Annotated in this window: 7 protein-coding genes; 3 read left to right on the forward strand and 4 right to left on the reverse strand. The window is 70.6% G+C overall.

Features of this window, described 5'->3' with window-relative positions; translation table 11 throughout:
* Positions 1–158: 158 nt before the first annotated feature.
* Positions 159–3,425 carry a GH92 family glycosyl hydrolase gene (locus ACIPPM_RS01350; protein ID WP_401444108.1) on the forward strand — a complete coding sequence of 1,089 codons (3,267 nt, stop codon included), beginning with the start codon at positions 159–161 and terminating at the stop codon, positions 3,423–3,425.
* Between the two features lie 100 nt (positions 3,426–3,525).
* Positions 3,526–3,951: a DUF6003 family protein gene (locus tag ACIPPM_RS01355; RefSeq protein WP_161188648.1), complete on the forward strand. Its 426-nt coding sequence runs from the start codon at positions 3,526–3,528 to the stop codon at positions 3,949–3,951.
* Positions 3,952–3,957: 6 nt separating this feature from the next.
* Here the strand turns inward: ACIPPM_RS01355 and ACIPPM_RS01360 are convergent, their stop codons facing one another.
* From ACIPPM_RS01360 to ACIPPM_RS01375, 4 genes are all read right to left on the reverse strand, one after another.
* Positions 3,958–4,740, reverse strand: a complete 783-nt coding sequence (locus tag ACIPPM_RS01360) for a phosphatase PAP2 family protein (protein WP_401441862.1) — start codon at positions 4,738–4,740, stop codon at positions 3,958–3,960.
* Positions 4,740–5,693, reverse strand: coding sequence for a YihY/virulence factor BrkB family protein (locus ACIPPM_RS01365; protein ID WP_401441863.1), 954 nt, complete (start codon positions 5,691–5,693; stop codon positions 4,740–4,742). The genes ACIPPM_RS01360 and ACIPPM_RS01365 overlap by 1 nt, the downstream gene beginning before the upstream one ends.
* Before the next feature lies 1 nt (position 5,694).
* Positions 5,695–7,416 carry a diacylglycerol kinase family protein gene (locus ACIPPM_RS01370; RefSeq protein WP_401441864.1) on the reverse strand — a complete coding sequence of 574 codons (1,722 nt, stop codon included), beginning with the start codon at positions 7,414–7,416 and terminating at the stop codon, positions 5,695–5,697.
* Positions 7,417–7,571: 155 nt separating this feature from the next.
* Positions 7,572–11,384, reverse strand: coding sequence for a GH92 family glycosyl hydrolase (locus tag ACIPPM_RS01375; RefSeq protein ID WP_401441865.1), 3,813 nt, complete (start codon positions 11,382–11,384; stop codon positions 7,572–7,574).
* Between the two features lie 341 nt (positions 11,385–11,725).
* Here ACIPPM_RS01375 and ngcE point away from each other — a divergent pair, with 341 nt between their 5' ends.
* Complete coding sequence (gene ngcE / locus ACIPPM_RS01380; protein ID WP_401441866.1) at positions 11,726–13,171, forward strand: N-acetylglucosamine/diacetylchitobiose ABC transporter substrate-binding protein; 1,446 nt, start codon at positions 11,726–11,728, stop codon at positions 13,169–13,171.
* The last annotated feature ends 65 nt before the right edge of the window (positions 13,172–13,236 follow it).

Below are 13,236 nucleotides of genomic sequence, written 5' to 3' on the forward strand. Positions count from 1 at the left end.
GGTCCGTTGCTGACTCTACCGGCCCAACGGACAACGATGTCAAGCCACTTGGGGCAACCCGGCGGCCCTCTTCCGTGCGGCTCCGGCACGCGCTACTGTCCCTGCGGCTTGTGCGACCAGTGGTGCGCGACCCGTCCGCAAGGAGGAAGGGCCGCGTGATGCGTTTCCGTCCCATGTCCCTGCTGCTGGCCGCCGCGCTCGCGGTCGGCGGCGCCACCCCCGCCCTGGCGGTGGGCACCGCACCACCCGGCCTGGTCGACGACCCAACCCGGTACGTCGATCCGCTGATCGGCAGCAGCAACGGCGGCGACACCTACCCCGGCGCCGTGGTGCCCTTCGGCATGCTCTCCTGGAGCCCGGAGACCACCAGAGGCGACGCCACCCGCACCACCGCGCCCGGCGGCTACCACTACGACGCCACCCGTACCCGGGGCTTCAGCCTGACCCACATGTCCGGCACCGGCTGCGCGGGCGGCAGCGGGGACATCCCGTTCTTCCCGTACGTCGGTGACGTCGCCTCCTCCCCGGCGAGCGACACCAAGGACGCCGTCTACGCCTCGGACTTCAAGCACACCGACGAGAGAGCCGAGCCCGGCCACTACAAGGTCGGCCTCGCCTCCGGGGTCACCGCCGACCTGACCGCGACCGCCCGCACCGGCTCGGCCCGCTTCTCCTACCCCGCCGACAAGCCCGCCTCGCTGCTGGTGCGTACGGCCAACTCCGAGGTGGGGTCGGAGGATTCGAAGGTCAGCATCGACCCCGAGACCCGTACCGTCTCCGGCTCGGTCACCTCCGGCAACTTCTGCGGCTACCTCGACCCCGAGGGCCAACGCTCCTACTACACCCTGTACTTCACCGCCCACTTCGACCGCGCCTTCAAGTCCACCGGCACCTGGCAGGACGACAGGCTGAACCCCGGCTCCACCAACGCCTCCGGCGGCACCGGCGGTTTCTCGCACGGTGGCCGACCCGTCGCGGGCAAGGGCGCCGGAGGCTATGTGGAGTTCGCGCCCGGCGAGGGCCCGGTGAATGTCAAGGTCGGCATCTCCTACGTCAGTCAGGACGCCGCCGAGGCCAACCTCCGCGCGGAGAACGGCCCGCGCCGCTCCTTCGACGCCGTACGTGACGCCGCCCGTGCCGCCTGGCGGGAGCGGCTCGGCGCGATCCGGGTCGGCGGCGGCACCGACGCCGAGCGCACCACCTTCTACACCGCGCTCTACCACGCCCTGTTCCACCCCAACGTGATCAGCGACGCCGACGGCCGCTACCGGGGCAGCGACGGCAAGGTGCACCGGGTGGGCCGCGGCCACCGCGCCCAGTACGGCACCTTCTCCGGCTGGGACGTCTACCGCGACCAGGTCCAGCTGCTCACCCTGCTCGACCCGCGCACCGGCTCGGACATCGCCCAGTCGCTGTACGAACTGAGCAAGCAGAACGGGGGGATCTGGGACCGCTGGCTGCACAACGCGGGCGGCACCCACGTCATGAACGGCGACCCCTCGCCCAGCGCGCTCGCCGGTATCCACGCCTTCGGCGGCACCGGATTCGACCTCAAGGGTGCCCTCAACTCCCTGGTCGAGGCGGCCACCGTGCCCACCGAGCAGGACCTCTCCGCGGCCGGGAAGCCGGTGCTGTCCGTCGGCCAGCGCCCCTCGCTCGACAAGTACCTGAAGCTGCACTTCATGCCCAGCGTCTCCAACGCCTGGGGCGGCGCGGCCGAGACGCTGGAGATGTCCACCGCCGACTTCTCCCTCTCCCAACTCGCCCAGGCGGCGGGGGAGAAGGAAACGCAGAAGCAGTTCGCCGAGCGCGCCCAGTACTGGCAGAACAACTTCAACATCGCGGCCGACGCGACCGGCGGCTACATCGCCAACCGCAAGGCGGACGGCAGTTGGGTCACCGGCTTCACCCCGGACACCGGCAACGGGTTCGTGGAGGGCAGCGCCGCCCAGTACACCTGGATGGTCCAGCACGACCCGGCCGGGCTGTTCGCCGCGCTGGGCGGCACCGACAAGGCGCTGGCCCGGCTGGACTCCTTCTTCCACACCGCCGACGGCAAGTGGGCCTTCACCGGCCAGGGCGGTGCCAAGTCCGAGATGGACAACGAGCCGTCGATCAACGTGCCGTACCTCTACGCGTACGCGGGCGCCCCGTACAAGACGCAGGACACCGTGCGCGCGGCGATGCGGCAGCTCTGGTCCACCGGTCCGGGCGGCATCCCCGGCAACGACGACCTGGGCGCGATGTCGGCCTGGTACGTCTTCTCCGCCATGGGCATGTACCCGCAGGTGCCGTCCCGTTCCGAACTGGTGCTGGCCTCACCGCTGTTCGAGCGGGTGGAGATCAAGCGCCCGCAGGGCAACGACATCTCGATCCACGCCGAGGGCGCTGCCGCCGACGCACCCTACGTCCAGTCCCTGAAGGTCAACGGCCGTGCCAGTGACCGCGCTTGGCTGCCCACGTCCTTCGTGCGGGACGGCGGCAAGCTCGACTACCGGCTGGGCACCACCCCGAACCGCACCTGGGGCGCCCAGAACCCGCCGCCCTCCTTCCGGCAGGGCGAGCAGCCGTACCAGATCGGCGTCGGCCCGACCACCGCGACCCTCGCCCCCGGCGACAGCACCGCGATCGACGTACGGGCCCTGTCGCTGAACGGCGGCACCGGTCCCGAGGTCCGCTTCAAGGTCGAGACGCCCGCCGGAGTCACGGCCACCCCCGCCGAGGGCACGGTCACCGGCGGCGACCAGCGGATCACCCTCACCGCGGCCGAGGACGCCACCCAGGGCTTCTACACCGCCAAGGTCACGGTGACCTCGGGCGACACCTCCTACGAGCAGCCCGTCTCCCTGACCGTCGCCGCCCCCGGCACCCTGCTGGCCGCCTACGACAACACCGGCGTCTCCGACGACACCGGCGACCACGACGAGGCGGACTACGACGGCGGCGGGTGGAGCTACTCCAAGCAGGCCCTCGGCGCGGCCGGGCTCACTCCGGGCAAGCGGGTCACCACCGGGGACCTGGCCTTCACCTGGCCCGACTCGCCCGCCGGTCGCCCGGACAACGCCTCCGCCCACGGCCAGACGGTCGAACTGAAGGACCCAACCACCGCGTTGGCCTTCGTCGGCAGTGCCGTCAACGGCAACCAGACGGCCAAGGCGACCGTCACCTATACGGACGGCAGTACCGGTACCACGGATCTCTCCTTCACCGACTGGACCGTCGGCGGCGGAGGCGGCACCGTGCAGTACGGCAACGAGGTCGTCGCCAAGGCCGCGTACCGCAATGTCGCGGGCGCCGACAAGGACCCGGTGGCCACCTACGTGTTCGCCACCAAGCCGTTCGCCGCGCCGGACGGGAAGGAGATCAGGAGCGTGAAGCTGCCGGACGACGGCGACCTGCACGTGTTCGCCCTCGCCACCAAGTGACCTGGGGCGGTTCCGCCTCCTGGGTGCGATACGGCGCGGTGCGGCGGCAGTAGCATCGGCCTTCGCACCCAAATCGACACCGACAAGGCGGAACCGCCCGATGGCCGACGAGGCTTACCTCTTCCTGCTCCCCGACCGTCACCCGAGCCTCGGCGCGGCCATGGCCGCCGTCGCCCCGCTGGAATGCGACCAGACCCCGGCCGTGCGGGGCTGGATCTCCGCCCACGATGTCGCCCCGTCCTCCGAGCAGTTGAGGATTCTGCCCGCAGGGTCGGAGATCCTCATCCCCGAGGAGGCCGAGCGGCTGCCGATCCCGCTGACCGCCGAGGAGGAGGTCAGGGTCCAGCAGGAGTGCGCGCCCCAGTCGGTCACCGACATGGAGCGGGAACTGCTGGACTTCCGGGACGCCACCCAGGGCTGGGAGACCCTGGTGCACCGGGCGCTGACCGCCGGTGTCCCGGCGCCGCGCATCGCCCGGCTGACCGGGCTCGACCCGCAGGAGATCGGGCGGCTGACCGGCGTGTGACGAGGCTCAGCGGGGGGCGGTGTCCGGCTCGGGGCTCGGGCTGGTCAGCTCGGGCTCCAGCCCCTCCGCGACGTGCGTGGGCCGCTGACCGGTGTCCGACCGCCACGCCTCGAAGGCCCGGCTGGTCAGGACGACGACGGCCAGCCCGAGCAGCCATCCGCCGAGCACGTCGCTGAACCAGTGCACGCCGAGCGCGACCCGGGTGAAGCCCACGCCGAGCACCGACACGACCGCCACCACCCAGCACACGACACGGGCCCGGCGCGGCACCAGGGGCAGCAGGACCAGCAGGAACACCGCGAAGGAGGTGGTGGCGGTCATCGCGTGCCCGGACGGGAAGGAATAGCCCGGCGCGTGCGCCACGGGGTCCTCCAGCACCGGCCGCGCCCGCTCGACGAGCGTCTTGACCCCGAGCCCGAGCAGCCCTCCGGTCACCGCGGTCGCCGCCGCCCACGCGGCCAGCCGCCGGGCACCGCGCCACAGCAGCCAGCCGGTCAGCAGCGCCACGCCCACGCGCAGGGTGAACGGGTCCCAGACGTAGTTGGACAGCACGCGCAGGGTGCTCGTCCAGGCCGGATGGTCCACGGCGACCTGGTGCAGGCCGTTGGCCGCGTCGTGGTCGAGGTCGCGCAGCGGGCTCCAGCGGCCCTCCACCAGGACCAGCAGCAGCGCGAACGGCACGGCGGCGGCCGCCGCGACGGCCGCGGCGGCCAGCAGCCGGATGCCGAACCGGCGGTCGGCCAGGCGTCGGCGGCCCGGAGAGCGTCGGGTCGTGAATCGCGTCGGCATCAGACTCCCGGGTCGGGTTGGATCGGTTCGGGCCGCCGCCCGCGCGCCGCCTCCAGCTGGGCCGCGAAGGACAGCCCGAGGAACAGGGCGAGCGAGGTCAGGTAGGCCCACAGCAAGAGTGACATGAAGGCGCTGAGCGGACCGTAGACGGTGTCGAAGGACCCGCTCAGGTCGAGGTACAGCGTGAGCACCCAGGTCAGGGTCATCCAGAGCACCAGGTACACGGCCGCGCCGAAGGCCAGCCAGGTGTAGCCCGGCTGTTTGCGGCGCGGGGAGCGCCGGAAGATGGCGCTGGCGGAGATCAGGGCGAGCAGCAGCCCGAAGGGCCAGCGCACGATGCTCCACGTCATCTGCGCGTCCGAGCCCAGCCCGTAGACCGCACCGGCGGCCGAGGCGAGGTCGTCGCCCGCGACCATCACGACGAAGCCGAGGCCGAGCGGGAACCCGGCGCTCAGCGCCATGACCAGACCGCGCGAGTACTTGAGGTGGAAGGGCCGGTCGCGTTCGTTGCCGTAGATCCGATTGGCGCCGCGCTCTATCTGGCACATCGCCGTGGTGACGTTCACGATCGAGAAGATCGCGCCGAACCAGAGGGCGACCTGGGAGCCGTCGCCCGCCTTGCGGCGGCTGCGGTCGAGCGCGTCGTCGACGACCTCGGCGCTGGGGCCCTCGGCGATGCGGTGGATGGTCAGCTCGGCCATCCTGCCGATGTCCTCGGTGTGCAGGCTGGTGGAGAGGCCGACGAAGGCGATGGCCAGCGGGATCACGGAGAGCACGGTCTGCAGGGCGAGCGCGCGGGAGTGGCTGAATCCGTCGGCGTACCGGAAGCGGAGGAACGCGTCGCGCAGCAGCGACCAGTTCCCGTAGCGGCGCAGGGTCACCCACGCCTCGTCGGCCGAGAGCTCGTCCCCGCTCATGTCCCGGGTCTCCGGGACCTTGGTGGCGCTGCCCATGTCAGTGCTCCCGGTTCGGGACCAGCACGGTCAGCGCGCCCGGCACGACCTCCACGGAGAGCCGCGTCCCGGTGCCGACCGGGTCGCCGTCGATCTCGCGGGGCTCCGGGGCGTCGAAGGTGAACTCGGCCCGCCGGAAGGTGTGGAACTCCGGCTGCCCGGCGCCCGCCCCGCCGTCCCCCTTGCGGTGCAGCAGCAGCGTGCTCACGGTGCGCAGCCAGCCGCCGGGGCCCCGCGGGTCGAGGATCAGCAGGTCCAGCACCCCGTCGTCGGGCCGGGCGTCCGGAATCAGGCGCAGGCCGCCCTGAAGCTCGCCGGTGTTGCCGACGAGCACCATGCGGGCCTTGCGACGCAGCGGCTGCCCGCCGTCCAGACGCACGCTCAGGCTCATCCGGGGGCCGCGCATCGCCTTGGGGGCGGCGAGGACGTACGCGGGCCAGCCCAGCGTCGCCTTGGCCCGGTCGTGCTCCTCCGCGTACTTCATCATCGCGGCGTCCAGGCCGACACCGGACATCACGGCGAAGTGGGTGGCGGGCAGGCCGTCGCCCTCGACCCGGGCCAGGTCCAGGACGCGGGGCGCGCCGCCGAGGGCCGCGTCGAGCGCCTCGGCCGGGGTGAGCGGGAGGCCGAGGTTGCGGGCGAGGAGGTTGCCGGTGCCGAAGGGCACGACGGCGAGCGGGACCCCGCTGCCGGCCAGCCGGTCGGCGGCCGCGCGGACCGTGCCGTCGCCGCCGCAGACCACGACCAGCTCGGCGCCCTCGGCGAGTGCCCGGGCGGTCTGGCCGCCGCCGGGGTCGGCGGCCGTCGTCTCGATGAACACCGGCTCGTGGTGGCCGTGCTGGGCGAGGACCTGGAGCAGCTCGTCACGGGCGCTCTCGTCGACCGTGGTGGGGTTGACGACCACCGCGACCCGGCCCGGCAGCGGCTCGGCGGGGGCGGCCTCAGAGACCTCGGGCAGGGCGGCGGGCGCCGACACCCGGCCGTCGCGGAGCAGGGCGTGCCCGACGATCAGCAGGGCCAGCGCGCCGTTGATCATGCCGCCCGCCACGTCGGTCGGGTGGTGCATGCCCCGGTACAGGCGGGAGAGGCCCACGAAGACCGGCAGCAGGAGCAGCAGCGCGGCCGGCACGCGCCGCCAGGGGCTCCGTACGCGGGACAGCACGAGGACGGCGAGACCGCCGTAGATCGCGGTGGCCGCGCCGGTGTGGCCGGAGGTGTAGCTGGAGGTCGGCAGGGAGCCGTCCAGCCGGTGCACATGGGGGCGCTGGCGGTCCACCGCGATGGTGATGACCAGGAACACCAGCGACTGGAGCGCGACCGCGAGCGCGAGGAACGACACCTGCCGCCACCACGGCAGCCTGGGTATGAAGATCATCGCCAGGCAGGCCGCCAGCGTCACGCCGATCACGGTGCCCGTGTTGCCCAGCTCGGACCCGATGGAGGACAGCGTGGTCAGGGTGGAGGTGCGCAGCCGCTCCAGGCCCCGGTTCACGCCGTCCTCGGCCGTCAGCGGCCACACATGCCGGGCGGGGCCGGTGAGCAGGAAACCGATGCCGATCATCAGGACGGCCTGGCACACCGCCAGCGCTCCGATGGACGCGGCCGCCCGCGCCACACCGCGCGGCATCGTCCGGCGGTTCCCGGTGGCCGTCGCCCCGGTGGTGACGGGACGGGTCCCGTCCTCGGGCAGGCCCGCTGATCTCTCCGGTACGGCGGTCGGCATCGGTGCAACTCCTCGGCTGGGTCGGTGGGCCGGGCCGGACCGCACGGGCCCGACCCACCGGCTAATGCCCCCTGAACGGCCAAGCAGACGGCAGGAGCCACGACGAAGGGGCGGCCCGCGTGCGGGACCGCCCCTTCACCGTCCGGCAGGAGTCGTCAGGAGAGCAGTTCCACCTCCGCCAGCGTCGACTCCGCGTCCAGCACCAGCCGGTACTTCGTGTACGCACCCGGCGTGGCCACGCTGAACGCCCGGGTCTGGCGGTCCCAGGCGAAGGACTCGCCGGAGCGCTTGTCCAGCGTCTGCCAGGTCGTGCCGTCGGTGGAGCCCTGGAGGGTCCAGCCGGTGGGCGCCTTCGTACGGTCCGCCGCCGAGGTCAGCGTGTACTGGACCGCCTTGGTGGCGTCCCCGGCCGACCCGGTCGGCAGGTCCACCGAGGTGACCGCCGCGCTCGTCGCCGAGGTGTCGTCGAACAGCGCGCCGTCGCCCTTCAGCACGTCCGCGCGCGGGGTCGGCACCTTGTCGTCCTCGGTGACCGACACCGGAGCGGCGTCCTTGCCCGAACCCCACGACGAGGGCTTGGACCCCATCGAGAAGTCCAGCACCCCGCCCTTGGAGAGCAGCGAGTGGGGGAGCGAAGTGGAGTTCCAGGAGCGGCCGTTGAAGCGGACACCCTGGATGTACACATTGCGGTCGCTGTTGTCCGGGGCCTTGATCACCAGGTCCCGGCCGTTCTCCAGGTGGACGGTGGCCTTCTTGAACTGCGGTGAGCCGATGGCGTATTCACCGCTGCCCATGACCAGCGGGTAGAAGCCGAGCGAGGAGAACAGGTACCAGGCCGACTGCTCGCCGTTGTCCTCGTCGCCGTGGTAGCCCTGCCCGATCTCGCTGCCCGTGTACAGCCGGGACAGCACCTCGCGCACGTTCTTCTGCGCCTTCCAGGGCTCACCGGCCGCGTCGTACATGTAGTTGACGTGGTGGGCGACCTGGTTGGAGTGGCCGTACTGGCCCATCCGGACGTCCCGCGCCTCGGTCATCTCGTGGATGACACCGCCGTAGGAGCCGGTGAACTCGGGGGAGGCCGTCTCCGGGGTGGCGAAGTACTCGTCCAGCTTGTCGCCCAGCGTCTTGCGGCCGCCGTACAGGTTGGCCAGGCCCCGGCTGTCCTGCGGGGCGGTGAAGGCGTAGCCCCAGCCGTCGGTCTCCGTGTAGTCGTAACCCCACACGCGCGGGTCGTACTTGGCGGAGTCCACGCGCCAGTTCCCCTGCGCGTCCTTGCCCTGGAAGAAGCCGGCCTTCGGGTCGAAGAGGTTGACGTAGTCGCGGGCCCGGTTGAGGAAGTACGCCGACTCCTCCTGGTACCGCTTCTCGCCCGTCTTCTTGTACAGCGCCTCGCCCATCTTGGCGATGCCGTAGTCGTTGACGTAGCCCTCCATGGCCCAGGACAGGCCCTCGTGGGTGTCGCTGCTCGTGTAGCCGAGGAAGGGCGAGGTGGTCATGCCCTTGCGGCCGACGCCCGAACTCGGCGGCACCACGGTCGCGTTCTTCACCGCCGCGTCGTACGCCGCCTTCGCGTCGAACTTCACGCCCTTGACGTAGGCGTCCGCGAACGCCACGTCCGAGGAGGTGCCGGTCATCAGGTCGGCGTAGCCGGGGGAGGACCAGCGGGAGGTCCAGCCGCCGTCCTTGTACTGCTGCACGAACCCGTCGACCATCTCGCCCGCCTGGGAGGGCGTGAAGAAGGAGTACGCGGGCCAGGTGGTGCGGTACGTGTCCCAGAAGCCGTTGTTGACGTACACCTTGCCGTCGACGATCTTGGCGCCGGTGTGCGTCGGGGTGTCCGGGTTCGGCATCGGGGAGAACGGCGAGGCGTACTGGTCCTTGCCGCCGACCTTCTCGAAGCCCGAGTTCGGGTAGAGGTACAGCCGGTACATGCTGGAGTACAGCGTGGTCAGCTGCTCCGGGGTGGCGCCCTCCACCTCGACCTTGCCGAGGATCTTGTCCCAGGCCCGCTGGGCGCGTGCCTTGACGGTGTCGAAGGAGGTGCCGTCCGGGACCTCCTGGCGCAGGTTGTCCTTGGCCTGGTCCAGGCTGATCAGCGAGGTCGCCAGGCGCAGGGTCACCGTGCGGTCGGCGCCCGCGGCGAACCGCAGATAGCCCTTGACGCCGCTGGAGGAGCCCTCGGTGACCGGCTTGTCGAAGGTGCCGTACACGAACAGCCGGGTCGCGCCCGTGGACAGCCCCGACTTCACGTCGGAGTAGCCGGTGACGATCCCGTGCTCCTTGTCCAGCGTCAGCCCCGCCTGCTCGGTGACGTTGTCGAACAGCACGCTCGCGTCGTCGCCCGGGTAGCTGAAGCGCAGCACGGCCGCGTGGTCGGTCGGGGCCATCTCGGCCTTGAGACCGTTCTCGAACTTGACCCCGTAGTAGTACGGCCGGGCCGTCTCGTTCTCGTGCCGGAAGGCCAGCTCACGGGCCTCGCGGCCGGTGTCCGGGGTGCCTTGCGCGGCCGACGGCATCAGCTGGAAGGTCTGCCGGTCGCCCATCCAGGGACTCGGCTCATGACTGGCGCTGAACGCCTGCACGGTCGGCAGGTTGTCGTCGTTGTTGGCCCGCGCGTACTCGTACAGCCAGCTCAGCGAGGACGCGTTGGTCACCGGGGTCCAGAAGTTGAACCCGTGCGGCATCGCGGCGGCCGGGAAGTTGTTGCCGCGCGAGAAGCTGCCGCTGGAGTTGGTGCCGCGCGTGGTCAGCGCGTAGTCCGACAGATGCGCCTTGGGCCGCTCGGGCGCCACCCGCCTCAGCGCCACGTCGTCCACCCAGCCCCGGAACTTCGCCGGGCCCTTGGGGGAGTCGTACGCCACCAGCACGCGGTCGACGGTCTTGCCCGCCGCCACGTCGCCGATCCGGGACGCCACGTCGTTCCACTGGTTGACGTACAGCCCCTTGGCGTCGCCCTGGCCCTGCGGGGTCAGCGGGAAGCCGTGCTGGTCCTTCGCGCCGAGCTGGCTGAGGTAGGTGCCGTCGGTGAAGGCCAGGTCCACGCTGACGTTGGTGGCGTCGTAGTCCCGGTCGCCGTCGGCCATCGACGGGAAGAGGCGGTACGACAGCCGGGTGTCGCGGGCCACCTTCACATCGACGTCGAACACCTTGTTGTACGAGTAGCCCCGGCCGTCCGCGGTGTGCCGTCCGGCGTAGCGCAGCGCGTGGGTGCCGGTGAAGCCCGCCCGCGCCTTGGCGGTGGGGGAGCCGCTGGGGCCCTTGTCGACGAGGGCCAGCATGTCCTGCGGGGCCGGTCCGTCACCGCCGCCGGTGGAGAACTGCACATCGGCCAGCTGGAGCGCGTCCGAGGCGCCGTTGTTCTTCGTCACCTCCAGCCGGAAGTGCGCGAACTCGGCGGGCTGGTCGAGCTGGTACGACTTGGTGCCGAACCGGTCCGGGAAGGTCTCGCCGGTCCGGGTGTCGAGGGTCTGCCAGTCCTTGCCGTCCGCCGAGCCCTGGAGCCGCCAGTCCTTCGGGTCGCGCTCGGCGTGGTCGTTGGCCGAGGTGAGCGCGTAGGCGGCGAGCTTCACCGGCTGGTCCAGGTCGAACTCGACCCAGCCGGTGGGTGCGAACGTCAGCCATTTGCTACCGGGATCGACATCGGTGAGGTTCTCCTTCACCTCGCCCGCGCCGGTGTTCTCACCGCTCGCCCGCAGATCGGTGACGTGGTCGGTGACATTGCCCGGAATGTCGTTGCTGTAGCCGCCGTCCACGCCCGAGGAGCGCTTGGCGCCGCCCGGTCCGGTCTCGACGGTGTTCAGCCAGTCCGGCGCCGGTTCGCCGGACTCGAACGAGGACGCGAACTCCGTGGCGGCGGCCGGGGCCCGGGACGGCACGGCGACCGCCGCCCCCTGCGCGCCGACGCCCAGGACAAAGGCGGTCGTGAGGACGACCGCCGGAGTCCAGCTGTGCCGAGATCTCCGTCGCATCTACGGATTCCCCTCCCGCGCTTACTGCGGACAACGTTGTCAACTTGCTGCGCAGGAACCAGTAGGTGGTCAAGTGATGCGTGATGTCAAGGGTGTTGAGCGTGGCATTCAGGGGGTCATTTCGGTGGTTCATCCGGCAGGCCGTGCGGAGTCCGGCGATATTTCCACCAGGTCTCAACTCGGAAAAGACCGATGGCCGACCTTGCATTCGATCTTGCCCCATTGGCGGGAAGTGGACTATACCTGTCGGCGTTTCCTGCACGAGCCAGCACAACCCGACCGCGGTGCCGGGGGGAGATCCGGTTCACCGCCTGAGTCCTGGAGAAGGCGAGGACTTGAGCATGGGGTCTACCGGACAGCGTGGCAGCGAGGGCGTCGGCCGTCGTGATCTGATCAAGCGAACCGCGGCGATCGGCCTGGTGGCCGCACCCGGAATGGGGCTGCTGTCGGCCTGCGCGAGCAGTGGCGGCGACGGACAGGACAAGGCGAAGGCGGGCAAGAAGACCGCGAAGAACCCGCTGGGCGTCAACGACACCGCGAAGCTGGAATTCGTCCTGTTCGACGGCGGTTTCGGCAAGGAGTACGCCGAGGACGCGGTCAAGCTGTACAAGAAGGACTTCCCCAAGGCCGAGGTGAAGTTCTCCGCGACCCAGAAGATCCAGTCCACCCTGCAGCCCCGCTTCAACCAGGGCACCCCGCCGGACCTCATCGACAACTCCGGTGCCGAGCAGATGGACATGGGCGTCCTGGTCGGCAAGAAGCAGCTCGCCGACCTCACCCCGCTGCTGGACGCGCCGTCCTACGACGACCCCTCCAAGAAGGTCCGCGACACCCTGCGCCCCGGCATCGTGGAGATGGGCCAGTTCGACGGCGACCCGGTGTGGATACTCAACTACGCCTACACCGTGTACGGCGTCTGGTACTCGCAGAAGGCGCTGGACGGGCTGGACGAGAAGTACCCCGAGACCTGGGACGAGATGCTCGCGGTCTGCGCCAAGGCCAAGAAGAAGGGCATCGCGGGCTGGACGTACGCGGGCAAGTACCCGTACTACCTGCCCTTCTCGCTCTACCCGATGATCGCCAAGGTCGGCGGCCGCGAGGTGCTGGACGCGATCGACAACCTGGAGCCGAACGCCTGGAAGAACCCGGCCGTCAAGGCGTGTTTCGAGGCGTACTACGAGCTGTTCAAGAAGGGCTACATCCTGCGCGGCACCCCGGGTCTGGACCACATCCAGTCGCAGACCGCCTGGGCCAAGGGAAAGGCGCTGTTCATACCGAACGGCTCCTGGGTGGAGAACGAGTCGGCCAACGTCATTCCGGCCGACTTCAATCTGGCGGTGTCCGCGCCGACCGGGATCGACAGCTCCGACAAGATGCCGTTCGGCACCATCTGGGCGTCCGGCGGTGAGCCCTTCGTCGTCCCGGCCAAGGCGGCCAACCCCGAGGGCGGCATGGAGCAGCTGCGCGTGATGCTCTCCGAGGCGTCCTCGCGGAACTTCACCTCCAAGGTGAAGTCGCTCTCCGCGCTCAACGGCGGCATCGACGGCATCGAGCTGACCCCCGGTCTGAAGGCGGGCGTCGCGGCGCTGGAGAAGGCCGGGGACAACGTGGTGAACCCGCGTATCCCGGACTGGTACGTCCAGCTGGAGAAGGAGAAGATCGGGACCGGCGGACTGGGCGAGATGATGGCCGGGCGGCTCACCCCCGCCGAGGCGGTCAAGAAGATCCAGGGCTTCGCGGACGACGCGGCCAAGGACTCCTCCATCAAGCACTACAAGCACAAGTAACGCCCCCTTTCAAGGGTTCGTCACCAGCGGCATCACGTGTCCCAGTACGTTTCCAGGAACGGGGT

It is taken from the genome of Streptomyces sp. NPDC090119, assembly GCF_044747085.1.
Taxonomy (GTDB): Bacteria; Actinomycetota; Actinomycetes; order Streptomycetales; family Streptomycetaceae; genus Streptomyces.

What these genes read in the sequence shown, in the direction of transcription:
- ngcE (WP_401441866.1), top strand. Translation starts at nt 11,726, where the DNA reads ATGGGGTCTACCGGACAGCGTGGCAGCGAGGGCGTCGGCCGTCGTGAT.
- ACIPPM_RS01365 (WP_401441863.1), bottom strand. Translation starts at nt 5,693, where the DNA reads ATGGGCAGCGCCACCAAGGTCCCGGAGACCCGGGACATGAGCGGGGAC.
- ACIPPM_RS01355 (WP_161188648.1), top strand. Translation starts at nt 3,526, where the DNA reads ATGGCCGACGAGGCTTACCTCTTCCTGCTCCCCGACCGTCACCCGAGC.
- ACIPPM_RS01350 (WP_401444108.1), top strand. Translation starts at nt 159, where the DNA reads ATGCGTTTCCGTCCCATGTCCCTGCTGCTGGCCGCCGCGCTCGCGGTC.
- ACIPPM_RS01370 (WP_401441864.1), bottom strand. Translation starts at nt 7,416, where the DNA reads ATGCCGACCGCCGTACCGGAGAGATCAGCGGGCCTGCCCGAGGACGGG.
- ACIPPM_RS01375 (WP_401441865.1), bottom strand. Translation starts at nt 11,384, where the DNA reads ATGCGACGGAGATCTCGGCACAGCTGGACTCCGGCGGTCGTCCTCACG.
- ACIPPM_RS01360 (WP_401441862.1), bottom strand. Translation starts at nt 4,740, where the DNA reads ATGCCGACGCGATTCACGACCCGACGCTCTCCGGGCCGCCGACGCCTG.